The following is a 25,407-nucleotide window of genomic DNA, read 5'->3' as shown; positions in this document are numbered from 1 at the left end:
TGTCCCTGCTGAAAGAATTCTCGATCATAAGCCTGACAACCGAAATCATTCTGATCGCGGGGCATCCCGAGTTGGACTTACATCGACTGATACGACTGAGAGACATCGACTATGAAAGCGCTATCGATACTATTTCTCTTGATCGCCGCCTGCGGTCTCACTCAGAATCACGCCTCCGCGGCTGAACCGGTCAAACTGATCTTCGACACCGATATCGGAAACGACATTGACGACGCCCTCGCACTGGCCGTCATTCATGCCCTGCAGAGCCGGGGGGAGTGCGAACTGCTGGCCGTCACGAGCAGTAAGGATAATCTGTATTCGACGCTTTACTGCGATGTCGTGAATACGTTTTACGGACGACCTGAAATTCCACTGGGACGCGTGGAGCAGGGGAAGACTCCCAAAGACGGATCCTATGTAAGGAAGGTTGTCGAATACGCCCCCGAGGGAAAGCCTGTGTTTCCGCGGCAGTATGACTCCGCGGATCAACTGCCGGAAGCCGTGAGCCTGCTCCGCAAGACCCTGGCTGCTCAACCCGATCATTCGGTGGCCCTGGTCGTGGTCGGTTTTTCCACGAACATCGCCCGCCTGCTCAAGTCACCTGCAGATGACATCAGTCCGCTGACTGGAAAAGAACTGGTCAGCCAGAAAGTCAAACTGCTTTCACAGATGATTGGACGCTTCGAACCCGGCAAGCCAGCCTCCTTCCACGAATATAATGTCAGGGAAGACGTCCCCGCGGCTCGTACCCTGTTTGAACTGTGGCCGGAAAATGTTCCCGTGGTAGCCAGCGGCTGGGAAATTGGCAGAGCGATTCAGAATCGGTCAACCAGCATTCTCAATGACTATAACTATGTGAAATATCATCCGATCAAGCTGGGTTATGAATACTGGCACAAAATGCCTTACGACCGGCCTACCTATGACCTGACCAGTGTGCTGTATGCAGTCCGTCCCGATCGCGGCTACTTTGGCAAGTCGGCTTCGGGACAGCTGAAGATCAATGAAGCTGGCAAACTGGAACACCATTTAGAAAAAGCAGGCAAACATTATTTCCTGACCGTCACGCCGGAGCAGGTAGTGCGTACTCAGGAAGTGCTGGAAAGTCTGTCCAGTCAACCCCCAACACACTGATACCGAATCAGGACTCAGGTCCCCTCTATCTATAGTTAGCAGAATTTCATGAGTGAGCAGACTGAACAATCTACAGATCCGACATTTGGCGCTCGTTTTAAAACGGCATTGAAAAATCTGGGGATCGGAATTGTGTTCCTGATTGCGGGGCTGTTTCTGCTCTGGCATAACGAAAGCAGAATTCTGGAACGGGAACAGAGTATCACGCAGGCGGAAGCCGTTCTCTCTGAAGCCGCCGCCGATGCAGAATCAGGGGCAGACACAAAGTCTGCTCCCCAGGATACTCAGGTCACCACTCCCTTTCGCTGGGCCTTACGCCTCGGGGGCTGGGTAATCCTGTTTCTGGGGCTGGCGACACTCTTTAAACCACTGGTCGTACTCGTTGAAAAGATCCCCTTGATCGCCAATTTCGTCGGACGCGGGATTACGGTCTTCGCTTTGCTCAGCTCATTAAGCCTGACTCTGATCCTGATTTCAGCCGTCTGGATGGTCGCGCGCCCCGTCTTTGGGGCACTCATGCTGCTGGCCGGAATCGTCCCCCTCTTCACCTTATATCGCTCCGGGAGAAAAGCGAGACTCAAGCAGGCCTGGAAAAACGCCTGAGTCTCCCCCTGCAGTGATCTCCCTGATCTCTCGAATCACAGGATCAGAGTACGCGCTGCCATACCCTCCCAGTTTGCCTAAGGTGTTGCATTCTCGCATTCGGCTTCCGAACTTTCTGCCCAAGAACGCAGGATTCCTACAAGTCGAATAACCCTCATAACCGATACCTTTGATATATCTAATACCCATCACGCAGGAAATCCTGCGCGAGAGGGGGGGGATTTACTGAACTGTCCCGTGTTTCAGGGCGGTTTCGTAGAGTATCCGGCTTGTCGACTTCTTTTATAATGAGATTGAAGTACAACATGGTTAATCCGGCCTATCGTTTAATGATTGGGATGATTGTTCTCCTGTCGGGAGTGGGCTTCCGTACTGCGCAGGCTCAATATTCTTCTGCCATGGGGCAACCCGGCGCACAGGGAAATCCGTACGTGACTGCGTCCTACGGTGGTGGTCACAAAGGTGGCATGGTTTATGAACCGGCGCCAGAATATTATGCATCTCCAGATCAGTATGCTTCAGAGTATTACGCACCCGATTATTACGGCACGAGTAACTCGGGGACAGTGATGCGGGTGCTTCCGGAAGACCGGGGCTGGGCCTACGATCATCCCTGGGATGGCTTCTTTAAGAATCTGGCTGAAAACAGCTGGTTGCGCGTCGAATATATGCTGGTGAAATCCCCTCCGGGAAATCAGCTGATTGGTGCACCAATCCCATCGGGTAATGACCCGCGTCTACCCTATACAACCGCCGACTTCGATGGCTTTGGTACTTTGTCAACCAAGGCAGCGGATCTGAGTTCCATTGGTACCCAGGGAACCAACGGCCTGCGTGGAACCTTTGGTATCGACTTCGAAAGCGGTACTGTCGAAGCGATCTTCTTCGGAACTCAATCCGACGTCAGTTCTGTCTCCTACGGTCAGGCTGATCTGTTGGGACCTGAGTTCGGTCAGACAGACTTGATTACGATTAATACACTGCTCGATGGGCAGATTGGAATTGCCGGTAGAAACTTCAATGAGAAATTTGCCGTCAATTACCGCTCTCAGGCATGGGGGGCGGAAAGTAATTATGTCGTCAATACTGACAGACTGTTTTTCAAAACAATCTACGGTGCTGGTGGATTTCAGATGCGTCCTCTGGTTGGTTTCCGCTATCTGAAAATTGCCGAAGACATGAAAATTACCGGGGACTTTGAAGAACTCAATACGACTCCCCCGTTTCCTTTGTTCACATCAACAATTGAGTCGTCCACCAACAACAAACTGTATGTTCCGCAGGCTGGTATCCGCATGGAGTTTGTGCATCCCTGGTTTACGATCTCTGCTGAACCCAAAGTCGGTTTTGGTGTGAACCATTACAAAGGGAGTGTGCTGACCGATCAGTTCTTCGGGCCGACCGATCCCACACATCTCACGCAGATCTCACAGACTCGTTTCTCTCCCACCTTTGAATTTGGCGTGAATGCCCGCTTCCATTTGAACCAGTGGTTCACATTCAACGTGGGGTATAACTTCCTGTGGGCCAATCAGATTGCCCGTCCCGGCACGATTGTCTATTACAACACCAGCACAGTCAGCAACGTCTCCCTGCAGGCCCAAGACAGCCTGGACAGCTACAAGCTGCATGGTCTGGTGCTGGGCGGTGAAATCCGTTGGCCGTAAGGCGGTAGATTTCAGAGCCAGATGCTCGATAGAAGCTGATTACGCAATCAGTTTATCTACGACTTTACCACCCACATTGGTCAGTCGGATATCCAGACCACCGAATTTCTGTGCCAGTTTAAGGTGGTTTAAACCGAACAGGTGCAGCAGGGTCGCGTGAAAATCGTTGATGTGTACGGGATCCTCTTCCACCGACCAACCCAGTTCGGTGGTCTTCCCGATAACCTGTCCCCCTTTTACGCCACCGCCGGCCATCCAGAGACTGAAGGCACTGGGATGGTGGTCGCGTCCGGTAACCGCTTTAGAACCCGTTCGGTTTTCACCGAGAGGCGTTCTGCCAAATTCCCCAGCCATCACGACCAGTGTGGAATCCAGCAGACCGCGCTGTTTAAGGTCTTTCAATAGAGCAGCCACGGGTTGATCCACGATCCCGGCATTCCGCTCAATTCCCGCGTCCAGACCACTGTGGTGATCCCAGGAAGCGTGATACAGATTCACAAAGCGAACACCACGCTCGACCAGTCGACGTGCCAGCAGGCAGTTACGTCCGAAGGCGGCTTCTGTATCCGAACCACCTCCCCGTTTGCCTTCCTTGGTATTTCCCTTGCGATTCACCCCGTAGGCTTCCTGCGTCTCTTTTGTTTCACTGGAGAGATCAATCAGTTCGGGAGCCGAGGACTGCATCTGGAACGCAAGTTCGTAGCTCGCAATCCGACTCGCAATTTCATCATCGCCCGTGCGCTGCAGTTGCTCCTGGTTCAATTGCTTGATGGCTTCCAGACCCGATTTCTGAATCGCTGAATTGATTCCCGGCGGATTATTCAGATTCAAAACCGGCTCGCCCTGATTACGAAACAGTACGCCGGCATACGTCGAAGGCAGCGAACCGCTCGACCAGAGCGAAGCCCCGCCACTGGCACCACGCCCGGCCGTCAACACGACATAACCGGGCAGGTTGTTGGACTGACTTCCCAGTCCGTAGGTCAACCAGGAACCGACACTGGGTCTGCCAAACCGACCTACGCCAGTATTCATCATCAGCTGCGCCGGATGATGGTTGAACTGTTCCGTATACATGGAGCGAACCAGCGCAATATCATCTGCACAGGAACCGATGTGAGGCAGTACATCCGAGAATTCGGTACCACATTCCCCGTATTTCTTGAACTTACGCGAACTGCCGCTCAGCGTCGCTGATTCTTTATTGATGAACGCAAACCGGACTTTCTCTGTCAGCTCTTTGGGTAGCGGCTGACCGTTCAATTCCTGCAGCTTGGGTTTCGGGTCATACAGATCGATCTGGCTCGGCCCGCCGGCAAGGAAAATGAAGATGCAGTTCTTCGCGGTCCCGGGAAAATGGGCATCTTTCGGAGCCAGGGGATTCGCCAGGCTGCCTGAGTCATCCCCGGCCAGCAGTCCTTCTTTCTGCATCATGGCAGCCAGGGCATAACCGGCGACACTGCAGGATGAATTCATCAGAAACCGACGTCGGGCCAGATTCAACGATTCAGTGGGAGGATTCAACATGACAATGATCCAGACTCAATAAATGATTTCAAATAATGTTTGCTGTCAGAAGAAAACTAGCTGCGGGTGACGAACTCATCGAGGTTCAGCAGCACTCGGCCGATGATGATCCAGGCCGCGACTTCCTGGGGAGTACTTCCCGCGGGAATCGTCTGTTTGCTGGTCAATTCGCTTACCAGTTTGGGATCGGACTTTAACAGTCGGGTCTGTTCCTGGTAGAGCTGTTTGATGATTTCGACCTCTGACTCCGCAGGTTCCCGGGTCAGGCAAAGTTCAAACGCATGCTGAATCCGCTGTTCCAGGCTGTTGTCCGTTCCCTGTGTTTCGCTTACAATCCGCGGGCCGAGTGCCTGGGAGCATTCAAAGAAGACCGGATCGTTCCAGATTGTCAACGCCTGCAATGGCGTATTGGAACGCTCGCGACGGGTGCAGCTCAGGTTGGAATCAGGGGAATCGAAGGTCATCAGCATCGGGTAGGGCACGGTTCGCTGGAAGAATGTGTAAAGCCCCCGCCGATAACGGTCATCTCCTTTACTGGTCGGCCATTTGACGGAATTCGCATATCCCAGGCTGGCGATTCCCTCAGGTTGCGGCGGGTTCACACTCCGGCCGCCGACCTTATGCTTGAGCAGACCACTGACCGAGAGGGCCTCATCGCGGATGATTTCCGCCTCGACCCGCAAACGGTTCTGATGTGACAACCAGGCATTGTAAGGATCGCGTTCCGCAAGTTCCGGACGTTTTTCGGAAGACTGGCGATAGGTGGCGGAGGTCACAATCAGCCGGTGTAACTGTTTCATGCTCCAGTTCTGTTCGCGAAACCGGGTCGCCAGCCAGTCCAGCAGTTCGGGATGCGAGGGGGCCTCCCCCTGTGTGCCGAAGTCGTTGATGGTGGGAACCAGACCTCGTCCGAAATAGCGACTCCAGATCCGGTTGACTGTGACTCGGGCCGTCAGTGGATGCTGTGGATTGAACAACCAGCGGGCCAGATCCAGACGCGATGGTTTTTCTGACTCCAACGGAGGCAGCACTGCGGGGGTATTCGGTTGAACTTCATCCGCAGGATTCAGGAAGTCACCCCGCACCAGCAGACGTGTTTTGCGTGGCGTCTTCAGATGATCGACGACCTGGGCTTTCGTGGTCTCAGATGGATCCTGGGGCGCCTTTTTCCTGTGGGCCAGTTCCTGGTCTTTCAGTTTTTTCAGTTCGGGATCGATCGTGCGATAGTATTCGCGTAGCTCCTGTTTCTGGACCTCGGTCCGCTGATCGGCGGGCGTATTAAGTGTCTCGGCGATCAGGTCTGTCATCCCGGTCAGCGGCAGCGGCTTTTTGCCGGTAGTCAGCGACAAGCGGAACCGGCCCAGGTTGTGATACAACTTGCGGGTAGTCGACTGCTGCAGAGTGACGGTGAGCAACATCCCTTTTTCATCGCCAAAGCTCTCTTTGGTTTCAAAGGTGGCGATCTGTTTTTTCCCCTGTTGAGGACTGATTGACCAGCCTGTGTGTGGGCTGTTGTTAATCACGCGGTCGACTTTAAAGCCCGCCATCTCGAAGCTGGCTTGAGCTTTCTCCAGATCGATTTCTTTCACTTTATCGGGCGCATTCAACGGGGCTGCCTTGAGTGTCAGCATTGTCAGTTCGAAATCACCGGTCGGACTGCGTCCCGGTCCCTGGCGAGGTAAACTCGGATCGGGCAGGGCTTCCAGTCGAATACCATTGATGTTTTGCAGGTTCGTTTTAAAGGTTAGCGTATAAATTTCTGCCCGTCCGGGGTTTTCGCCGGATGCCAGAATAGAACGGTCCGGCAGCACACTGAGGGTGGTTTTCTGTTTTGCCTGGAGTGATTCGGGTTGCAGGATGTTCCAGACCGGACTCTGATCCGGTTTCTGCTGTTCCCACTTTTCCATCGAGCCGACCAGTTTATGCTGTTCGTATTCCTGGACTGCTTTGACCAGCGGCGCATGTGCTTTGAGGTAGACCTGGTTCGCTTTCTCAAACGCCGCCTGTTCTTCAGGAAGTGGTGCGCCGATATCCGGCTCGGTCAGCGAATTGAAAAAAGCATACAGCCGATAATATTCCCGCTGTGTGAGCGGATCGTATTTGTGAGTGTGACACTGCGCACATTCCACGGTAACGCCCAGCCAGACAGAGCCCAGAGTGTTAGTCCGGTCCACGGTGCGTTTGACGCGATCCTCTTCCGGGTCAGTGCCCCCTTCGCGGTTAATCAGCGTGTTACGATGAAAGCCGGTTGCCACCAGTTGGCTCGTATCCGGATTCGGTAGCAGGTCACCGGCAATCTGTTCGATGGAGAACTGATCGAACGGCATGTCTTCATTGAGTGCGTTGATGACCCACGTACGCCAGCGCCACGCATGCGGACGCTTGCTGTCTTTTTCATAGCCGTCACTGTCCGCATACCGGGCCAGGTCCAGCCAGTGCCGGGCCCAGCGTTCTCCGTAATGCGGTGAATCCAGCAGTTGATCGACCATGTTTTCATACCACTGCGGACTCGGTTCGGAACTCCAGCGTTTCCACTCTTCCACGGAAGGGGGGAGGCCGGTGAGATCCAGATACGCGCGGCGAATGAGTGTGCTGCGATCTGCCTCGGGGGCAGGCGGTACATTTTCCTTTTCCAGCTTTCGCAGGATAAAGGCATCGATACCGTTTTTGACCCAGTCTGACTGCTTGACCTGGGGAGGCTGTACGTCTTTGATCGGCTGGAATGACCAGTGGTCAGAGCCTGGCGTCTTGTTCTGCCCCGCGACTTCAGGCCAGACGGCACCCTGTTTGATCCAGGTTTCAACCAGCGCCAGTTCTTCTTTCGTCAGTGGGGTGCCTTCTCCTTCGGGGGGCATTTGATCCCCATCCCCGGTTCCGGCGAGTCGATGATAGAGTTCGCTTTCGTGACTGTGTCCCGGTTTAATGGCGATGCCGCTGTCGCCCCCTTCCAGGGCGCGGCTTTTCAGATCGAGGCGGAATCCCCCCTCCTGAACTTCACTTCCATGGCAGGAAAAGCATTTGGCCTGGAAGAGTGGACGGATCTGTTTCTGAAAATCAACTGCCGCTGCCTTCTCTGATTTTTCATTCGCAGAGAGCATCGCAGGCAGAAGCAGCGACGAAGAGAGTAGAAACAGGGAACCGGTAAATGTGAGTAGACCGAATTTCATAGACTTGCCCTCATTGTTATCAGGCAATGCAACGATCCGGGTGCGTCTCTGGAAGGCCAATGCTACGCCATCGCAACATGGGAGAACAGGTGAGTCCCCTTGATGATCGCTGTTACAGATAATAGTAATCGGATCAGACTACTATTGTCAATTATTCTCACCGCGTGTGCCTCTGACCAGACCATAACGTGAAAAACCTTGAGAGAAGAGTAAATCTCATCTCTCAAGGTCTGATTGGTGATTATCCGCTGTTCAGGCAACGGAACCGCAGATGATTCGCAGCAGGTTATTCGTCTTTCTTGGGAATCGATGCTTCAATCGGAAACAGTTTGAGTAAAGCCTGTTTGTTGGGGCGTGAACCGTATTCGCAGAGTTCGAACGATTCAGCGTATTTGACCTGCTTGCCAACGTCTTCGCCGTAAATGTTAATCAGCTCTGTACGGTACTTGTTGGCTTCATTCGACTGACGTCGCGTCCAGGAAGGGCGGAGATGTTCGACTCGCAGTTCCGGGGGATTCGCGGGAGGAACTTTGGCGGCGCGTTCCGGGCTGCCACCAGCGCCCCCTTCCAGAGACTGAGATACCAGTTGGGCAACCGCTTTCAGTTTCTTTTCAAACACATTGTCTAAAGCGACAACGACATCCGGACGGAATGGATAGGGTTTCTGAAAGCCGTCACTCGAATACATGAAGACGGGGTTCTTTTTCAGCCGCGGGACATCGGGGCAGAAATAGGGAACCGTCACCATGAACGCGGCGTCCTGCACAAGCACACCCACATAACGATGGTCGGGATGGTAGTCCCACGGACGATGTGAGATGACCAGATCCGCTTTCCATTCCCGGATCAGTTTGACGATCTTTTTCCGGTTCTCCAAAGTCGGCAACAGTTCGCCATCGTGGATATCCAGAACTTCCGTTTCCACTCCCAGGATCTTACCGGCGGCTTTGACTTCTGCGCTACGACGCTGTGCCAGCGTGCCGCCGGCCATTTCAAAGTGACCGATGTCACCATTCGTGACTGATACCAGTTTGACTTTATGTCCCTGTTCGGCCCACAAGGCTGCGGTGCCTCCGTTTTTATATTCCGCATCATCCGGATGCGCACCAAAGCAGATGATGCGCAGCGGTTCGTTGTCTGCAGCAGAGAGTGCGGAGGGGAGAATCAGCAGAGGACAGGCGAGGAGTAACAGGGGGGCGAAGGCGTTTCGCAGTAGCAGTATCATGGTCGAGAGCTCCGGTAGGGGGGATTCAGATCAATGTTGAGACATGTATCCAAAATACCGGACAGCTTAACCAGATGGTAGTGTGGCGCATAAAAAAAGGCTCGCCGAAGCGAGCCTTGTGATGTCTTGCATTGCTTTACTTGGAAAAGCTGCGAACAGTTTCTGTCTGAGCCCGGGCAGGGGCTTCTTCAGATTTGTCGACGTCTTTCCGGTTGCGGGCACGTTCGTGAGAAATGCCAACCAGTTGAACGGCGAACTGCAGTTCAGCAGGATTGAAGTAAGGCGAAGGTGGCAGACCACCAACGTGTTTGATTGATTTTGAAGCGAGTTCCTGCCAGCTCATCTTGTTGGCGAGGTGCCAGGCTGCTGCCTGACCTGCCTGCTGGTTAACCCGGCCGGTTGCGACCAACTTCAGCAGTTCCTGCAGAGCAGGATCTTTGACCATGTCTTCAGTTTTGACCATCCGGTATTCCATCCGTGAGGAAGGCTCTTTTTTACCGTGTTCGAGACAGACCGAAGTGTAAGGAACGTAAACAGTTTTTTCAGGAGGAACAGAGAAGAAACCACCGCCGGCACCACCAGCGCCACCGGCTCCCCCTAATCCACCACCGAGTCCGCCGCCCAGACCACCGCCGGCACCACCGCCTGCTGTCTGTGCCTGACCTCCCTGGCCGCCTAAGCCGCCGCCTAAGCCACCGCCCAGACCGCCGCCACCCAGGCCACCGCCGAGGGCACCCTGCTTAAGAACCTGAACTGCCAGGAATGTTTCCGGCAATTTTACGTTCAACGGTTTATCGTTATTGTTCGTAATCAGAACGTTGCCACCTTTGGAGCTCTTCGCGATGATTTCGACATCGACCAGACCGGACTCCATGGCGTCAAACAGATCATCTACCTTTTCTGCAGAAGGATCATATTTTTGCGGACGGATCGATTTTTTGCCGGCCTCCACGTTTGTGCTCAGGCACAGAGCCAGGCAGCCAGCGGTCAAAATTGTCAAAAATCGGGACGCGGTTTTTGTGGACAACATAGAAAACGTTCCTGTGGTTCACGGAGAAAATACCACTTTCTTGTGGTGTAAGACGAGAAGTCGCTGAATCAGCTATTTATTACAACTAACCCAACATTATCATCTTACAGCATACAAATTGGTTCTGGCAACAAAAAGTTGCTGGTAAACCAAGTTTTTCACAACTCAACCTGCCTGTTGTTAAAGTCAAACCGGTCAGGTAATTCCTGCGTAGCAGCGGATAATGCAGGTTATGCGGCTGGTGAGGAAAGTGCCTTGAGCACACCGCCTGCTGATTTCCTCCGGGGAAGCGCATTCTAAGCCTGTTAAGAGAAGGAATCTCAGATTAAGATGAAGCGGTCAAAACACGATTAACGCTTACCAGTTATCAACTTATGGGAAGAAAACATGGAGCGGGAGATCACTGCGGAGAACGTGATTGAGTATCTCAGGGAACAGGGACAGCTGGAACCTGATGAGCAGGCTGACGCCGAGGCATTGGCCTGGGGGGTCTCCAATATCGTCATTCGTATAGATCGGGCAGCGGACGCCGATTTTGTGATCAAGCAGTCCCGCAAGCAGCTGCGGACCCAGGCCGAGTGGTTCAGTCAGCTGGAGCGGATCTGGCGCGAACTGGAAGTGATGCAGGAACTGGATCAACTGTTACCCGCGGGGGTGGTCCCGCGTGTGCTGTTCGAGGATCGGGATAACTACCTGTTCGCCATGGAAGCCATCGCCGCTGATCACAGGGTCTGGAAGGCAGAACTGCTGGATGGCCGGGTTAATCAAACGGTGGCCCTCGAACTGGGGAAATATCTGAGCGCCATCCACAGAAAGTCGTTTCTTCAGGAAGGCTATCAGCAGCGGTGGGGGAACTGGGAGATCTTTGACCAGCTGCGCATCGATCCTTTTTACCGGTTCATCGTCCGCTCACATCCGGAAATCAAAGAGTGGGTTGCAGAACTGATCGAGGAAATGTCCGCGCATCGGCTCTGCCTGGTGCTGGCGGACTTCAGTCCCAAGAATATCCTGATCACCGACGAGCAGATCCACCTGGTCGATTTTGAGACGGCCCATTTTGGTGATCCGGCTTTTGATCTGGGATTCTTTCTGAGTCATCTCCTGCTCAAGGCCATTTATTTTCAGGCAGAGGGAACGCACTGTATTGAGTTGGCGGAAACATTCTGGAAGTCCTACCTCAGCACCGAGGTCGTCGCGCCTCTGGAGCCGGGATCGGAGTCTGCTAAAATGGAGGAACCACAGATCGGTCAGCGGACCATCAAACATCTGGCAGCCTGCATGCTGGCCCGCGTCGATGGTAAGAGTACGGTCGATTACCTCTCCAGCGCACAGCAGGATCAGGTTCGATCTTTCGCGCTATCGCTGATTCTGGACGCACCGGCCTCACTGCCGCAGGCATTTCAAAGACTGCGGGAGATGCTGACCTCCTGAGGGACGCTCGGGTGACGCGGCCCGAAAATCCTGTTATGTTTAAATAAGGAACTGCCTGAGAGCGTCAGGCAATCATTCGGAACTACAAAGGCAGACGGGAGAGTATTCTGTCATGACACAAATCGAGTATGTTCAGGCACGCGAAGTTTTTGACAGTCGGGGCAATCCCACAGTGGAGGTCGAAATCTGTTGTGCCAATTGTCGTCCGGGGCGAGCCATCGTACCCAGTGGCGCCAGCACCGGAAAGTTTGAAGCCGTCGAACTGCGAGATGAAGACCCCGAACGCTTTGACGGACTGGGAGTGACCCGCGCTGTCGAGAATGTCCGCCGCGATATTGCGGATGCGCTGATCGGTCAGGATGCGGCTGACCAGCGGGCCATCGATGATCGGCTTCGCGAACTGGACGGAACAGAAAACAAATCACGACTGGGGGCAAACGCAATTCTGGGGGCCTCCCTGGCCGCGGCCTACGCTTCTGCCGAGGCACAAGAGCAGAGCCCTGTAGAACGGTTTGCGGAAATCTGGTCGGACTATCTCGAGTCACAGACCGGTGTCGAACCGGCGCAGCGGGCACGAACCTCGCTCCTGGCACAGTCGATGTCCCTGCCACTCCCGATGGTCAACATGATCTCGGGAGGACTGCACGCAGGCCGCAATCTCGATTTCCAGGATTTCCTGATTCTGCCAGTCGGAGCGACCTCGTATCGTCAGGCCTTTGAATGGATCGTGACTATCTACCGCCGTCTGGGACAGATCCTCAATAAGACGGGACATGAAGGCACCCTCATCGGTGATGAGGGGGGCTACGGTCCCAAACTCTCCTGCAACAGCGAAGCGGTCAAATACGTGGTCGGTGCCATCGAAGCCGCGGGCCTGACACCGGGCGACGATGTCGCCATCGGTCTGGATGTCGCGAGTACGCACTTCTATGACGCGGAGAGTAACACCTATCACCTGAATGCGACGGGTGAGGAAGCACTCTCAGCCGACGATGTGATTAACATGCTGGAACGCTGGGTCGACACCTATCCGATCGTCAGTATCGAAGACGGCCTGGCTGAAGATGACTGGGAAGGCTGGAAGAAACTCACCGAACGCCTGGGGCATCGCGTGCAGCTGATTGGAGACGATCTGTTCGTGACCAATCGACAGCGGCTGCAGCAGGGAATCTCCAGTCAGACCGCGAACAGTGTGCTGGTCAAACTTAACCAGATCGGCACTCTGACCGAAACGCTGGAAACCCTGCGGATGGCCATCGATCACGGTTACTGGCCCGTCGTCTCTGCACGCAGCGGTGAAACCGAAGATACCACCATCGCCGACCTGGTTGTGGCAACCGGTGCCGGTCAGCTGAAGGTGGGCTCCGTGGGACGTAGCGAACGCCTGGCCAAATACAATCAGCTGCTGCGACTCGAGGAACTGCTGGCGGATCGGGCTCCCTACCATGGAGGCGGAATCTTCTCCAGTCTGCAGCGGTAAGCAGGTCTTTCAGTTGATTCCGGAGAGCGAAGCCGACTGTGGACCGCGCTGGTTCCGGGAGTAGAGCGTGATGAGTGCATCCAGGTCAGCCTGGAGCGACTGAAACACGCGAAAGATACTGACCGCTCCCAGTGTGCCTGCGACTGTGATCAGCACGATGGCTAGTTTATCATCCAGGTTTAATATCGCCAGGGCGGCAATGCTGAGCATCGGCACCAGGAACGCCAGGATCAGATAGACCCAGCCCAATTTCTTGAGTCGCTCCAGTGGCTCAGGAGATTGCTGGCTGAAATCAGCCCGCTCGATCAACTGTGGATAAATCGTATGCAGGCTGAAATACGTGACGCCAAAAAACGGATAACTGGCAGCAATCAAACCGCAGAGCAGCAGAGATCCCAGGAAATGCAGATACGCGGAGACCGGCAGCGAACCGATGGCGTAATGCATGCTCACCGGATAGGCGATCCCCGCGATGATCCAGAGCGTGGTGCAGATCAGGGCGGCATAGTGCCCGAGCCGCAGGCAACGTTTCTGTAGCATCGTATCTGGTGGTGCAGCGGGCTGCGCAGGAGCTCGTTTCGGGGCGCGTTCTCTGACCAGTGTCCAGGTAAGCCAGCCCATCAGACCAAGGCCGGTCGGGTAGGCGATCAAATTGATCGTGGTCTGGATATTCCAGAAGGCATCCTGTGAATTTTTCAGTTGCTCGATGATGTGCTTCTGGTTGTGGAAAAAGTTAAACAGTCCCGCGAGGATATTCGGTATCGCGACGATCAAAATTACGATCAGTACTTCACACCCGGTACAGCGGGCAAACCAGCTTTTCGATGAAGGAAACAGGATCTGCTGGGCACGTGGATTCAGACATAACTCGAGCTGGCTGGCCAGTTCCTGGCCCGAGCTCCATCGCTCTGCAGGATCGGGAGCCAGGCATTTCTGGAGCACGGTAATCAGATGCTCGGGGCAATCGGGGGGTAGGTGCTGAGGGGCTGCCTGCAGACTCTGACCGGCTTTGCGCTGTTCGATCATCTGACTGAGCAGACTGGACCAGCTGTCTGTCATCGCAGGATTATCAAAGGGGCGTTTTCCGGTCAGCAACTCGGCCAGCATCAGCCCCAGCGAAAAGAGATCGCTGCGTTCATCCAGGCTTTCGGGCAGGCGCGTATGTGTCGGATCATAGGCTTCCAGCTGTTCGGGCGACATGTAAGCCAGGCTGCCCCCGAAATAGGCTGCGGGCGTCGTCCCTGTCACATGCGAGCTGAAGCTGATGTTGAAGTCGGCCAGTTTGGGAACCCCTTCCGCAGTCAGCAGCACATTCGCAGGCTTGATGTCGCGGTGCAGGACCCCTTTCTGATGGGCATAGTCCAGCGCTTTCGCCAGCCGGATGCCGATCCAGCAGATCGTCTCGGGCCAGCTGAGTGAATTCAGGGTCTGGTAGGTGACCGACTCGGTCGGTCGGCTTTCTCCCCGCAATTCCAGTGACTGGTTCAAAGCGGAAACCAGCAGGCTGCCTGAGCGTTCTGCGGGCGCGGTTTTGCGAATCAGTTCAATTACTGACTGCAGAGTACCTCCCGGCAGATACTGCATATACAACAGACGCAGTTTTTCATCGGGAAGGATGCGCTGGTCAAACACCCGCACGATATTTTCGTGGTCGAACTGAGCCAGGGTCTGTGGTTCGTCGCTGGAATCCTCCGAGATTTTCAAAGCGACCAGACGCTGCATCGAATTCTGGCGTGCCTGGAAGACGCGGGCAAACGCACCCTGACCGAGCAGGGTCAGCAGATCAAAATCATCTACCGTCTGTCCGGGCTGAAACTGATGCCATGTCTGAGGTCGGGTCTTGTGGAATAGACTGGTGGTCTGGTAGGCATGATCCAGATCGAAGAGTTGCTGCAATTGTGGACTACCCGTGGGGAGGTAACCCAGGTATTCGTGGGGATCGACATCAAAACCGTTCTGCCGCCGGAGATGATATTCTTCATAGAGCAGATCGACGGGCAGGCTCGCGGTCTGCAGTTCGGGGAATTCCTCCAGGTATTCCTGCAGGCGTTTCGGGAAATTAAAACGCTGCCAGCGATATTCGAGGTCAATTTTGATCAACTCGCTCAACAGAAAAACCGGAACCGGCTGTGTTTGTGAAAGATAAGCACGTAACTCGGGCGGTTCTTCTGCAGACTCCCAGTCGGAAACAAACTGTTCCATGGCTTCAGTCAATGCATCAAGCGCAAGCTGGCTCTCTGTTGATTCAAGACCTGGCGTAGCTTCGGACAACAGTGAACTCCCGGGTAATGGTTTGGCGGATTCAGACCTGGAATCGAGCAGGTTTATGTGGCTGACAGGCGCTGGACGTGCTATAAAATGTCAATGTCTTCGGTAATACAGTCCACATGGTAATCAATCCTGCACGGCGATGAAAGCAGAATGCTGTGCGTAAATGGTTGAACTCAGGCAGGAAGTAAGCAGCGGCATGGCGGCAGATATTGAAGAATTGATCCAACAGATTCAGCAGGGCAGCGAACCCGCGCTGCTGGAATTTCTCGAAATTCATCGCGCCCCTTTGCTGGCGTTCATCAACAAGAACATGAGTGATGCGCTGAAATCCAAAGTGGAGGCGAACGACATTCTGCAGGAAGTCTCGCTGAATGCCGTCTCAACATTTTCTGAATTTTATTTCGAAAAGAAAACTCCCTTCAACTGGCTCTGTCATCTCGCAGAACGCCGGATCATTGACAATCACCGCAAATACTTTCAGGTGCAGAAGCGGGCCGCCGGACGGGAGATTCGTCAGCCTGCAGGCGGTGAGGGAGCAGGGCAGGGCTTTATGGATCTGCTGGTAGCCAGTATGACCAGCCCCAGCCAGGCGTTCTCCCGCGGTGCCCGGGAAATGAAACTTCTGACCGCACTGGAGTCTCTCCCCGAGGAAAGTCGCGAGGCCATTCGACTGAAATATGTTGAAGGACTCAATTCCAGTGAGATCGCTGAACAACTGGATAAATCGGATGTGGCAGTGCGGGTGCTCGTCAGCCGTGCGATGGCGAAGCTACAGGAGCAGCTCAAACAGGAAGATGAATTTAAAAGTCTGCTGGGAGGCTGACTATTCTTCTTCCTCCTCCTCTTCGCCAGGAGCGGGAGCCAGTTCCGAGTTGATGCGGTCAATCATCTGCCGTAAACGTCCCAGGTTTTTGCGGTTGAACAGCAGCGAAATTCGGGGCAGGTCGGCCAGGTGCTCGTCATCCATTTCCAGTTCATGGGCATCGACCTTGGTGATGATGCCTGATTCAAGAATGTCTTTGAATTCGTTGTTCAGCTGCTCCACGAATTTGTTGCTGGGTTCAACGTGCAGACGCAGTACCAGGCGTCCGTTGACGTAACGCATACTGTTATAGACGCTGTAAAATCCGATGATCTCATCGACGGCGTCTTCGATATCGTCTGTGATATGGAATAACGACATGTCTTCTGGAGAAATTAACTCATTCTTCAGCAGATTGTTTTCAATGTAAGCTTTCCAGTCATTCCAGTACGTGCCTCCCGGTGCTTCCAGTAAGACGATGGGCATCGGATCCCGTTTCCCGGTCTGAACCAGCGTCAGGGTTTCGAAGGCTTCGTCCTGGGTGCCGAATCCACCCGCACAACAGACAATCGCGTGGACCTCTTTCACAAACAGCAGTTTACGAGTGAAGAAGTAGTTCAGGTTGACCAGTTTTTCGTCTTTATGGATGACGTAATTGGGTTCCTGCTCGAACGGGAGCATGATATTAACGCCCATCGACATATCGGTCCCGGCACCTACGTGTGCGGCTTCCATGATCCCCGGGCCGGCACCGGTAACGGTCATCCATTTTTCTTCTGCCATTCTACGACCGAATTGCAGAGCCTGCTGGTAAGCGGGATCGTCGGGCAGAGTTCGGGCTGAGCCGAAGACGGTCACTTTTCGCTGCTTGCGGTAAGGTGTGAAAACCTTGAAGGCGTAGCGCAGTTCTTTGAGTGCCCGGTCGAGAATCTTGAGGTCGCCGCGCGTTGCCTGGTCCTGCTTGAGTTTGTCGGCTGTGTCTTTAATACTGGCAATGATCGATTCGTGCGGATACAGCTCGGTGCAGTGTTCCGTTGGCAGTACGTCAGACTCAGAAACGCGGGGGCGGGTTTTTCGATATTTCCTCGACATGATCAATTAATCCTTTAATGTGGCTGGTCGAGATGAAGGCTGGTAATGAATCGTTAACCCATCAGGGCATCGAGGGCTTCGTCCCTGGTTTCGTAAATCGCCCAGAGAGTGTCTAAAGCCGTAATGCGGAGTAATTCGCTGGCCATTTTACTGGCACCGCACAGAACCAGTTCGCCTCCACGACTGCGCACATGTTTGTGGCATCGCAGCAGCAGGGCCAGGAAGACCGAGCCAAAGTAACTCACATCACTCAAGTCAAAAACAACCATGGGAATTTCGACTTCCTGCAACGGTGCCATGACGATATCAGCGGCCTGTTCGATCAGGTCCCAGCTCATAGATTCCACGTTGCTCGCCGGAATGATTACAACCGTGTTTCCATGCCATTCCAATTGAAAATCGTCGTGGTAGTTCGTCATGAAGTCGTTCCGCGGTGAAGATGTGATTCTCTGGATACTGAAAATGAGTGCAATTACAGCCCATAATACTGTGAACACCGAGGCGAGAACAGGCTACTAGAGGCCCAAAAACGAGATTTCACACTTAACTCCCTGTAAACAGCCGCGAACTGGCCCCCGAGTGCTGAGTTTGCCACCAGTTCATCCAGATTTTTGCCTGTTCGCTGGGGCTGGAAACCGTCTTCAATTCCGCTGGTTGATCGGATGGGGGAACCAGTCTGCCCAGGCTGCTCAGAATCTCTTCCAGGGTGGAAGAGTTACGTTCGGTCCAGGCCATCTGGATCAGTGGTTCTACGAAGCGCGTCTGCCCCGATTCACCCATTTCCCGCACGGCGTCCCGCCTGACTGCACTGCGGGTGTCGTTGGAAAGACGCACCAGTTCCTGCATGCCCTGAAAGTCGCCCAGGTGGCTCAAGGCGACTACGGTTTCAAAACGGACGCGTTGATTTGAATGGGTTAACAGGTTCCGCAGAGACGCCGGTCGCGACGGGTTTTGTTCGTCCGTTTGAACCCCATTGATGGCGATGGGATTATGGCAGTGCCCCAGCGCTCGAATAGCCGCCAGTTGCACGGAATGGTTGCTGTCATTCAACAGGGGTAAGACCCAGGGGGCATACTGGGGAATTCCGTGAGCACCAAAATACTCGCAGCCCAGCACCCGAATGTCAGGCCAGTTGTGGTTGATTGCCAGCAGGGCAAGCTGGGCGGCCTCTTCATAGCTGTCTCGGGAGATCGATTCCATCACAATCCGCCAGACGAGCCGGTCCTGTTCCCGGGACATCATGGTACGCAGACGTTTGACGATCACCGGATTGAGCGAAGATTTCTGTGAGCTCATAAACAGTTGCTGGGCCGCCTGACGACGGTCGGTGACATGCGAACTGTTCAACTGCTGGAGTGCCGCGTAATTTGTATCGAGTTTGGGAAGCAGGTCGCTGTATACCTCTTCCGGGATGGCAACCGATGTCTCCAGAATCATCTTCTCCAGCTGATTGACTTCTTCAGGTGTCAACTGGGTCAACTCCTGGAAAGCGTGTTTCCAGCCGGGAGCGTCGGGGCTCTGGTTGATCAACTGTTGGAAGTAAGCCTGCAGTTCTGCGACACGTCCCTGATTCACGCGGGATTCCTGATGGATTCCCTTCTGCATCAACTGCGTCCAGAATCCGCCGGGAAGTTGTCCCGACTGCACCAGTGACTGGATGGCGGCTGCCCGTTCTTCACGTGAGGCTTCGATGGAGATGATCCCGCCGACACCAGTCCGTTCAGTCAGCTGCAGCACACTGGCGCGGCGTGTTTTGAAGACGCCTTCCTTAATCCCTTCCAGCAGGAGTGGGATTGCCAGTTCGTCTGGCCAGTGTCGGATCGATTCAATCACGGTGAGTTGTACTTCGGTGCTGCGGTCATTGATCAGGGACTTCAGTTGCAAGGCGGCATCAGCCGTGGGAGACTGCCCCAGACCTTCGGCGACCGCCAGGCGTACGGCAGAGGAGCTGTCATCTCCCAGGCCAGCCAGGTAAACCGGACCCCAGGAACTCAGGCCCGTCGCAGCGGCGACACGTGCTGTTTCCTGGGGGCGGGTGGATTGCTGTTTCAACATACGTAGGGCAGAGTCGCTGCCCAGCAGTCCCAGGTTTCTGATTGCTTTGTTCTGTACCAGCAGATCAGCGTCTTTGAGCTGTGCGGTCAGGATGGCTTCGGCGTCGGGATGACGAACCACGGCCGCCCAGTAGCCGAAGTTCCAACGGATGATGGCATCCGGATCCCAGCGAACCTGCATGATATTCTCAGGCCAGGCAGAAGACTGGTAAGGACGCGGTTGTTGTGAGGCTGCAGTGCGATGGGAAAACTGATCGGGTTCCGCATAAAACCAGAGGCCGTGCATGATACAGCCTTCCAGGGCCGCCCGGCGAAGTTCCTTCGGTGGCAATGCGCTGCTGTCAGTGATATCCATCGACTGGTTCATGGATGTGATTTGAGCAGGCGGCATGAAACGTGACAGGCTGCGATACAGTTCCCCTCGCAGCTTGAAGGAAATATCAGGACGCGAAAGCAGTTGGGTCAGGCGTTGCTTAGTCTCAATAGGCAGCGCGTCTGCATGTGCCAGTACAAGTGAGAGACCATTCAATGCAGCGAGTCGTATGCCTGGCGAAACGCTGGCTTTCTTTTTCTTATCAGATTTTGATTCGGAGTCCGAACGCTTATCCGCTTCACAGACCAGCTTCTCCAGCGTCGGAATGGTGTCGGCCGCAGTCCGGGGGGCCAGGGTGGCCCAGAGGATGGTTGCGTTCCAGCCTGCCAGTGTATCGTGTGCAGCCAGCTGCTGCAGGGCGGCAATTTTCTGTGACTTATGCGCTGGTTCGTTGTCTTCTTCCCGGTGGAAGAAGTCATGCAGGGCATTGAACGACCAGCTCTCTGCTGCTGAGTTATTTTTGGGGGCAGTCGGTTTCTCAGTCCCAGCTGATTTCTCTGGTGTGGTATCGTCTGCGACCTGTTCTGCTTTTGCTGACTTATCAGTCGTTTCGATAGCTTGCGCGACCTGCTGCAGGGGGGAGCTGTCCTGTTTGACGCCAAACAGCCAGCGATGGTTGTGTGGTGCAGAGAGTTCGGTCGTTTTCAAATCGCGAAGCGTTTTCCATTCGTCGTACGGAGACCAGTGATGGTTTTTGACCCACAGATCCTGGGAGAGATAAACGTTTAAGCCTTCCAGTTCGGCGGGGATCTCTGGTTTGAAGGTCTCTACCTCTTTGAAGGCAGTCACGACCGGCGTTTCACTGACGTTTTGTAACAGACTTTTCTGACATCCAGAGAGTGCCGCGCAGACCAGAAGCGGGAGAGTCCACGCCAGCCATTTTTGATGACTTCGACGAACCTCTGACACTCGGGCTAAATTGATTCCGCAGGGGGAAGCAGATTTCATGCGCGAAACAGATCGGTAGGTTGGGATGTGAGTACGATTCACTTCTGGAACAGAAGCGGGAGTTGAGGACCGAACAATAACAGATGACTGAATTTAGGTGAAGAGCAGTCTCCATTCATTGGTGGCTGTGGAGGCCACTGTAAGTGGGGCTGATATTGTTAAAATGGGGTGAGTTGCTATTTGTGGAGGCTGTGTATTTTTCCTGGATTCACGGCGGGGCAGACTCTGTTTCGCGTCCATGGTTCGCTTGCGGAGAGACTGCGGGTATGTCATGCTCAGGATCTATCTTGCTTAACTTCACAGAACCACAGTTCAGGATACGGAGAGAAAAGACCTATGTTGCGAAAAATGTTACCAGGAGCACTGGCACTGCTCATGCTGATGAGCGGGGCTTCCATCGAGGCGGAAGAAAAAGCACAGTCGGGCAAGCAGGGGGCTGCAGAGCTCAAAACCACGATTCCGGTCAACATGGATTACCTGATCTATCTGCCTGAGAATTACGATGAGAAAGAAAAGTGGCCCTTAATGCTGTTTCTGCACGGTGCCGGAGAGCGGGGAGATAATCTGGATCTGGTGACGGTTCACGGTCCACCCAAGCTGATCAAGAACGGAAAGCAGTTCCCCTTCATCGTGGTTTCACCCCAGTGTCCCGAAGAGCAACTCTGGCAGCCGGTGGAACTGACGGCCCTGTTGAATGACATTGAAAAGAAGTACAAAGTCGACAAAGACCGGATTTATGTAACCGGTCTGAGTATGGGAGGCTTCGGTACCTGGTCCCTGGCCGCCTATACCCCTTACCGGTTCGCGGCCCTGGTGCCGATTTGCGGCGGTGGCGAAAAATTCTGGGTCAAGAAAATCAAACACGTTCCCATCTGGGTTTTCCACGGAGCGAAAGATGGCGCTGTGCCACTGGAACGTTCGCAGACCCTGGTCGATGTGCTCAAGAAAGAAAAGGCCGATGTTTCGTTTACGATCTATCCGGAAGCCGGACACGATTCCTGGACGGAAACCTACAACAACCCCGAGGTTTACGAATGGCTGCTGAAGCAGAAACGCAAACCCGAAAAGGAAGTCAGAGCTGCGGAAGCGAAAGCAGAAGCCGAACGCAAAGCGAAGCGTGAAGCAGCAAAAAAGAAGAAGTAGTCATCACGATCAGTGAATCAGGTTGACGTAGACTGCTGCGTCAACCTGCTCTCTGATACGGAATATTTACTGAACGAGGCCTTTGGTCAGTTCCATGAAGGCGGTTTCGAGGTTGATTTCCTCTTCGCGGAACAACTTGAGCTGGAAGCCTTCTCCGATCAGCAGAGAGGGAATGAAGGTATAGTCCTTCACATCATTCTGCAGCGTCACCAGCATCTCATCTTTCTTGATTTCCAACTGGGAAACCTGGGGATGTTTTTCCAGCAGGGCTGCTGCCTTGTCGGTGTTCTCAGTCACCGCGACATGCAGCAGGATCCGCTGACGTGCCTTCTTCATGACCTCATCGACGTTGTCGTCAACGATCAGGTTCCCTTTTTCGATCATGCCGACCCGCGTACACACGTCTGCCAGTTCGGGCAGAATGTGACTGGAAACGATCACAGTCTTCTTCATTTCCCCCAGTCGTTTGAGCAGGTTACGAATCTCGATACGGGCACGGGGGTCGAGACCACTGGCAGGTTCGTCGAGGAGCAGCACCTGTGGTTCATGCAGCAGCACACGTGCCAGCCCGATTCGCTGAGTCTGGCCGCGGGAAAGCTGATTGACCATCGCATCCCGTTTGAAGGTCATATCGACCAGTTCCAGTTTCTCTTCGCAGACCTTGCGGCGCTGGGGCCCTTTGATGCGATAAGCCGAGGCGAAAAACTCGAGGTATTCGATCACGGTCATGTCGTCATAGACGCCGAAGAAGTCGGGCATGAAGCCGACCAGGCGACGGATTTCCTCGGGATGTGTATAGATCGATTTCCCGCAGACATAGGCTTCGCCATAGTCCGGACTGAGCAGGGTGGCGATCATCCGCATGGTCGTGGTCTTGCCCGAACCGTTGGGGCCGATAAAACCGAAGACATCACCTTCACCCAGGTTCAGATTGATATTATTCACGGCAACCAGGTTACCGTAGCGTTTGGTTAAATTACGTGTTTCAATCACTCTTGCTCACTCCCGGTAGGTGTGTCCTGCTGCTGGGGCAGTTCTTCTTTTTCTTTGTTCTCTTTTTCGTCCAGCGAAGGTAACTCGTATTGAATCTCTCGCGAGCGTTTCACGGGGATCACGACACGCAGATAGGTGTCCTGCTGATCCTGAGGCAACTCGGTGTCGTCCAGCTTTACCTGGCTGAGGGGCTGATCCAGTCGCGCGAACAGCACTGCTCGTCCCAGCCGCAATTGTTCGGTGAGATCCAGTTGCTCGGCGGCGATATTGGAGAGCCCTGTATAGCCGAAGCCCCCTGAGCTTTCATGGAATGTCAGAATCTTCAGGATCTGATAGGCGTTTTTGGAGAAGGCGTCGTATTCTGTCTGCTCGGTGACAACATTGCCTGCATTCGCGCCGCGGGCGGCGATCCGTCGCGAAACCGAGCCAGTAAGATAACCTTTAATGTTACGCGATTCGACCAGCGGACCGTTGATGTCCCAGACCTGATCGGCAGGAATGTATGAGTCTTCCAGCTGTTCCGGATTCACGAGTGGCAGGTAGATTCGGTTGCCATACGCCAGCACCCAGTCTTTCAAAGGACCGGAAAAATGCTGCGTCAGATTACCGGAGAGTTGCCCCAGGCTGTTCCCTGTCAGATTCGAAGTGAGCAGCTCTGGCTGCTGCTGTGACCAGTCTCCCAGCAGACTCTTGGTGCCCCATTTCAGCAGAGGCAGATTTTTAATTTCGGTGGAATCCGGAGTGAACTCATATGTGGGTCCCGTAATCGTTCCTTCGGCAGAGCGATACATGCCGGCAAACGTGGTTTCCGGCAGACCATTCCAGCAGAGGTGTGTCGGAAACTTGTCAGACTGGACTGTGGTTGTGGGAATTTCAGACATCACCTGAACCTGGTAACGCCGCGTTTCCGGGCTGTAGAGATTCAGGTAAAACCGCCCGCGGAGTTGCCCGGTGGTGGCATCGTAATCTGTCAGATTCAATTGCGTCGAATGCAACTGGGAGCCGTTGTTCTGTTGAGCGGTCAACACACCCCAGCCGGCAGCCAGCAGTACCATTGTTGGAAAAGTGAACCAGGTGATATGCGGTTTCTTCAGGATCCGATGTACGACGAGGTAATCGAGGGGGCCAATGATCAGCAGGTAGATCAGAATCAATCCCATGACCCACCAGTGTGAAGCACGTTTGACACCCAGGAAATTCTGCTGTGAATGAAACATCTGGGTTTCCAGTTCGGAAATACCAGTCTGCGAAATCCGTTTGCCCAGCTCGGCATTTTTGCTGCGCGTGGCGGTGACCTGATTTCCACGGAGTGCCAGTTTGGGGCAGAGGTTTTCCAACCCGTCCCAGCCGGACAGCGGGCTGGTATTCAGATCCAGTGCCAGGAATGTGACCACACCCAGTCCGTAAGGAACACGGACGAGCAGCGGGCCATCCAGCGAGGTAGCCAGCACTTCTCCAGATTCAATTTGAATGCGAGAAGCAGTGGCGACTCCGCGAATTCGCGAGCGGACAGTTGCGTACAGTTCGAGGCTGCTCAGTTCACGTACGCGGCTGGTTCCCAGAATCTTGACCGGAATCCATTTGGCGAAATCACTCTGCTGGTACGCCTCCTGGTCAGTGCCCACGCAGATCACCAGGTGACCGCCACTGGCGACCCAGTCACGAATCGCTCTGTTTTTCACCCCACTCACACTGTAGTCGCTGTCGACAATCAGAGTGTCGAGTGTATCGTAGCCGTAGGCGTCTTCGGGCAAGAGTGCCTGATCGGAAATTTGAACGCTGTACTGATCCAGATTCGGGTCGAGTGTCTCCAGTTCTGTTTCAGAAATCGTGTTGTATCCAGCTACCTCACCGATGGTCGCCCAGAGCTCCACTGACTGTTTGATTCCCATGCCTGCGAACTGATTTTGTGCAGACCGGGGTGAGTAAGCGAACTCCTGCAGGACCGCCTGGGATTTGGGCTCTTTCAATCGGATCCGTAAGGGGCAATCCAGCAGACCAGCTTTGAACAGGGAGCGTAACTGGTACTCACCTGGTTGCGGACATTCAAAAACCTGCGAGGGGACTTCCGTCGGGTTTCCGTCCGGGGAGAGGGCGGTAACCGTGAATTGCAGACTGGTGGCTTCTTTCGTCGCGACTTTGAGCGTCACGGGAACCCAGCGTCCCACCTTGTAGATGCCGCCAAAACCGACCTGGACCTGCTCGACTTCAACAGCACCAGACTGTTCTGCTGCAGGCAACAGGGAAGGCTGTGCCCAGAACAGCAGTAACAGCAGCATGGAAATGAGTGAGGTTCGGAATACGAGAGGTGATTTCATGCTATCTTAATTCTGTCCCCGGAAACCGGGACAGAGGCCCGAAAACAGTTCTGGTAATGGATTTGAGTCGTCTGAAGAACTCAAAAGTCAATTGGAATGTATCACGTGAATTCGCTGTTGTTATTATGTCCTGAGTGGAGATCAGT

General features: G+C 54.2%; 17 protein-coding genes. 7 read left to right on the top strand and 10 right to left on the bottom strand.

Going from position 1 to position 25,407, the window contains the following annotated elements:
• Positions 1-111: 111 nt before the first annotated feature.
• From FYZ48_RS16665 to FYZ48_RS16655, 3 genes are all read left to right on the top strand, one after another.
• Positions 112-1,137: a nucleoside hydrolase gene (locus FYZ48_RS16665; RefSeq protein WP_149342321.1), complete on the top strand. Its 1,026-nt coding sequence runs from the start codon at positions 112-114 to the stop codon at positions 1,135-1,137.
• Positions 1,138-1,185: 48 nt separating this feature from the next.
• Positions 1,186-1,740, top strand: coding sequence for a TMEM43 family protein (locus FYZ48_RS16660; RefSeq protein WP_149342318.1), 555 nt, complete (start codon positions 1,186-1,188; stop codon positions 1,738-1,740).
• A 305-nt stretch (positions 1,741-2,045) separates the two neighbouring features.
• Positions 2,046-3,407, top strand: a complete 1,362-nt coding sequence (locus FYZ48_RS16655) for a BBP7 family outer membrane beta-barrel protein (protein WP_187782064.1) — start codon at positions 2,046-2,048, stop codon at positions 3,405-3,407.
• A 39-nt stretch (positions 3,408-3,446) separates the two neighbouring features.
• Here the strand turns inward: FYZ48_RS16655 and FYZ48_RS16650 are convergent, their stop codons facing one another.
• The 4 genes from FYZ48_RS16650 to FYZ48_RS29805 all read right to left on the bottom strand — a co-directional run bounded on the left by FYZ48_RS16650 (position 3,447) and on the right by FYZ48_RS29805 (position 10,356).
• Positions 3,447-4,934: a DUF1501 domain-containing protein gene (locus FYZ48_RS16650; protein WP_149342314.1), complete on the bottom strand. Its 1,488-nt coding sequence runs from the start codon at positions 4,932-4,934 to the stop codon at positions 3,447-3,449.
• Positions 4,935-4,990: 56 nt separating this feature from the next.
• A complete protein-coding gene (locus FYZ48_RS16645; protein WP_149342312.1) occupies positions 4,991-8,101 on the bottom strand; it encodes a PSD1 and planctomycete cytochrome C domain-containing protein in 3,111 nt (1,036 codons plus the stop codon).
• 286 nt (positions 8,102-8,387) lie between these two features.
• The gene (locus FYZ48_RS16640) at positions 8,388-9,326 is read right to left on the bottom strand and encodes a PIG-L deacetylase family protein (RefSeq protein ID WP_149342310.1); all 939 of its coding nucleotides are present in this window, start codon (positions 9,324-9,326) and stop codon (positions 8,388-8,390) included.
• A 136-nt stretch (positions 9,327-9,462) separates the two neighbouring features.
• Complete coding sequence (locus FYZ48_RS29805) at positions 9,463-10,356, bottom strand: hypothetical protein (RefSeq protein WP_187782063.1); 894 nt, start codon at positions 10,354-10,356, stop codon at positions 9,463-9,465.
• A 387-nt stretch (positions 10,357-10,743) separates the two neighbouring features.
• Between FYZ48_RS29805 and FYZ48_RS16630 the strand changes: the two genes are divergently transcribed.
• Positions 10,744-11,787 (top strand): phosphotransferase family protein, encoded by a 1,044-nt coding sequence (locus FYZ48_RS16630; protein WP_149342308.1) that lies wholly within the window; start codon positions 10,744-10,746, stop codon positions 11,785-11,787.
• Between the two features lie 112 nt (positions 11,788-11,899).
• Positions 11,900-13,267: a phosphopyruvate hydratase gene (eno, locus tag FYZ48_RS16625; RefSeq protein WP_149342305.1), complete on the top strand. Its 1,368-nt coding sequence runs from the start codon at positions 11,900-11,902 to the stop codon at positions 13,265-13,267.
• A 9-nt stretch (positions 13,268-13,276) separates the two neighbouring features.
• Here the strand turns inward: eno and FYZ48_RS16620 are convergent, their stop codons facing one another.
• On the bottom strand, positions 13,277-15,538 hold the full coding sequence (locus FYZ48_RS16620) for a serine/threonine-protein kinase (RefSeq protein ID WP_149342303.1): 2,262 nt from the start codon (positions 15,536-15,538) through the stop codon (positions 13,277-13,279).
• Positions 15,539-15,701: 163 nt separating this feature from the next.
• Between FYZ48_RS16620 and FYZ48_RS16615 the strand changes: the two genes are divergently transcribed.
• Positions 15,702-16,361, top strand: a complete 660-nt coding sequence (locus tag FYZ48_RS16615) for an RNA polymerase sigma factor (protein WP_242022691.1) — start codon at positions 15,702-15,704, stop codon at positions 16,359-16,361.
• Here FYZ48_RS16615 and FYZ48_RS16610 read toward each other — a convergent pair whose 3' ends face one another.
• The 3 genes from FYZ48_RS16610 to FYZ48_RS16600 form a co-directional block, all read right to left on the bottom strand.
• On the bottom strand, positions 16,362-17,432 hold the full coding sequence (locus FYZ48_RS16610; protein ID WP_145041576.1) for an LOG family protein: 1,071 nt from the start codon (positions 17,430-17,432) through the stop codon (positions 16,362-16,364). It abuts the gene before it with no gap.
• Between the two features lie 53 nt (positions 17,433-17,485).
• Positions 17,486-17,851: an STAS domain-containing protein gene (locus FYZ48_RS16605; protein ID WP_145041575.1), complete on the bottom strand. Its 366-nt coding sequence runs from the start codon at positions 17,849-17,851 to the stop codon at positions 17,486-17,488.
• 124 nt (positions 17,852-17,975) lie between these two features.
• Positions 17,976-20,768 carry a HEAT repeat domain-containing protein gene (locus tag FYZ48_RS16600; protein ID WP_187782062.1) on the bottom strand — a complete coding sequence of 931 codons (2,793 nt, stop codon included), beginning with the start codon at positions 20,766-20,768 and terminating at the stop codon, positions 17,976-17,978.
• Between the two features lie 375 nt (positions 20,769-21,143).
• Here FYZ48_RS16600 and FYZ48_RS16595 point away from each other — a divergent pair, with 375 nt between their 5' ends.
• Positions 21,144-21,950 (top strand): carboxylesterase family protein, encoded by an 807-nt coding sequence (locus tag FYZ48_RS16595; protein WP_187782061.1) that lies wholly within the window; start codon positions 21,144-21,146, stop codon positions 21,948-21,950.
• A gap of 66 nt (positions 21,951-22,016) precedes the next feature.
• On the opposite strand, the gene FYZ48_RS16590 is transcribed toward FYZ48_RS16595, so the two are convergent.
• Both FYZ48_RS16590 and FYZ48_RS16585 read right to left on the bottom strand, forming a co-directional pair.
• A complete protein-coding gene (locus tag FYZ48_RS16590; RefSeq protein ID WP_149342299.1) occupies positions 22,017-22,943 on the bottom strand; it encodes an ABC transporter ATP-binding protein in 927 nt (308 codons plus the stop codon).
• Positions 22,940-25,261, bottom strand: a complete 2,322-nt coding sequence (locus tag FYZ48_RS16585) for a hypothetical protein (protein ID WP_149342297.1) — start codon at positions 25,259-25,261, stop codon at positions 22,940-22,942. The genes FYZ48_RS16590 and FYZ48_RS16585 overlap by 4 nt, the downstream gene beginning before the upstream one ends.
• Positions 25,262-25,407: the final 146 nt, after the last annotated feature.

Source organism: Gimesia chilikensis, assembly GCF_008329715.1.
GTDB lineage: Bacteria > Planctomycetota > Planctomycetia > Planctomycetales > Planctomycetaceae > Gimesia > Gimesia chilikensis.
The sequence above is the reverse complement of the archived record's forward strand: the minus strand, read 5'-3'. Positions and strand labels throughout refer to the sequence as shown.

Bases quoted from the DNA above. Each gene is read 5' to 3' on its own strand.
- FYZ48_RS16660 (WP_149342318.1), top strand. From the start codon at position 1,186: ATGAGTGAGCAGACTGAACAATCTACAGATCCGACATTTGGCGCTCGT.
- FYZ48_RS29805 (WP_187782063.1), bottom strand. From the start codon at position 10,356: ATGTTGTCCACAAAAACCGCGTCCCGATTTTTGACAATTTTGACCGCT.
- FYZ48_RS16595 (WP_187782061.1), top strand. From the start codon at position 21,144: ATGTTGCGAAAAATGTTACCAGGAGCACTGGCACTGCTCATGCTGATG.
- FYZ48_RS16665 (WP_149342321.1), top strand. From the start codon at position 112: ATGAAAGCGCTATCGATACTATTTCTCTTGATCGCCGCCTGCGGTCTC.
- FYZ48_RS16615 (WP_242022691.1), top strand. From the start codon at position 15,702: ATGGTTGAACTCAGGCAGGAAGTAAGCAGCGGCATGGCGGCAGATATT.
- FYZ48_RS16605 (WP_145041575.1), bottom strand. From the start codon at position 17,851: ATGACGAACTACCACGACGATTTTCAATTGGAATGGCATGGAAACACG.
- FYZ48_RS16650 (WP_149342314.1), bottom strand. From the start codon at position 4,934: ATGTTGAATCCTCCCACTGAATCGTTGAATCTGGCCCGACGTCGGTTT.
- FYZ48_RS16630 (WP_149342308.1), top strand. From the start codon at position 10,744: ATGGAGCGGGAGATCACTGCGGAGAACGTGATTGAGTATCTCAGGGAA.
- eno (WP_149342305.1), top strand. From the start codon at position 11,900: ATGACACAAATCGAGTATGTTCAGGCACGCGAAGTTTTTGACAGTCGG.
- FYZ48_RS16655 (WP_187782064.1), top strand. From the start codon at position 2,046: ATGGTTAATCCGGCCTATCGTTTAATGATTGGGATGATTGTTCTCCTG.
- FYZ48_RS16640 (WP_149342310.1), bottom strand. From the start codon at position 9,326: ATGATACTGCTACTGCGAAACGCCTTCGCCCCCCTGTTACTCCTCGCC.
- FYZ48_RS16585 (WP_149342297.1), bottom strand. From the start codon at position 25,261: ATGAAATCACCTCTCGTATTCCGAACCTCACTCATTTCCATGCTGCTG.
- FYZ48_RS16645 (WP_149342312.1), bottom strand. From the start codon at position 8,101: ATGAAATTCGGTCTACTCACATTTACCGGTTCCCTGTTTCTACTCTCT.
- FYZ48_RS16610 (WP_145041576.1), bottom strand. From the start codon at position 17,432: ATGTCGAGGAAATATCGAAAAACCCGCCCCCGCGTTTCTGAGTCTGAC.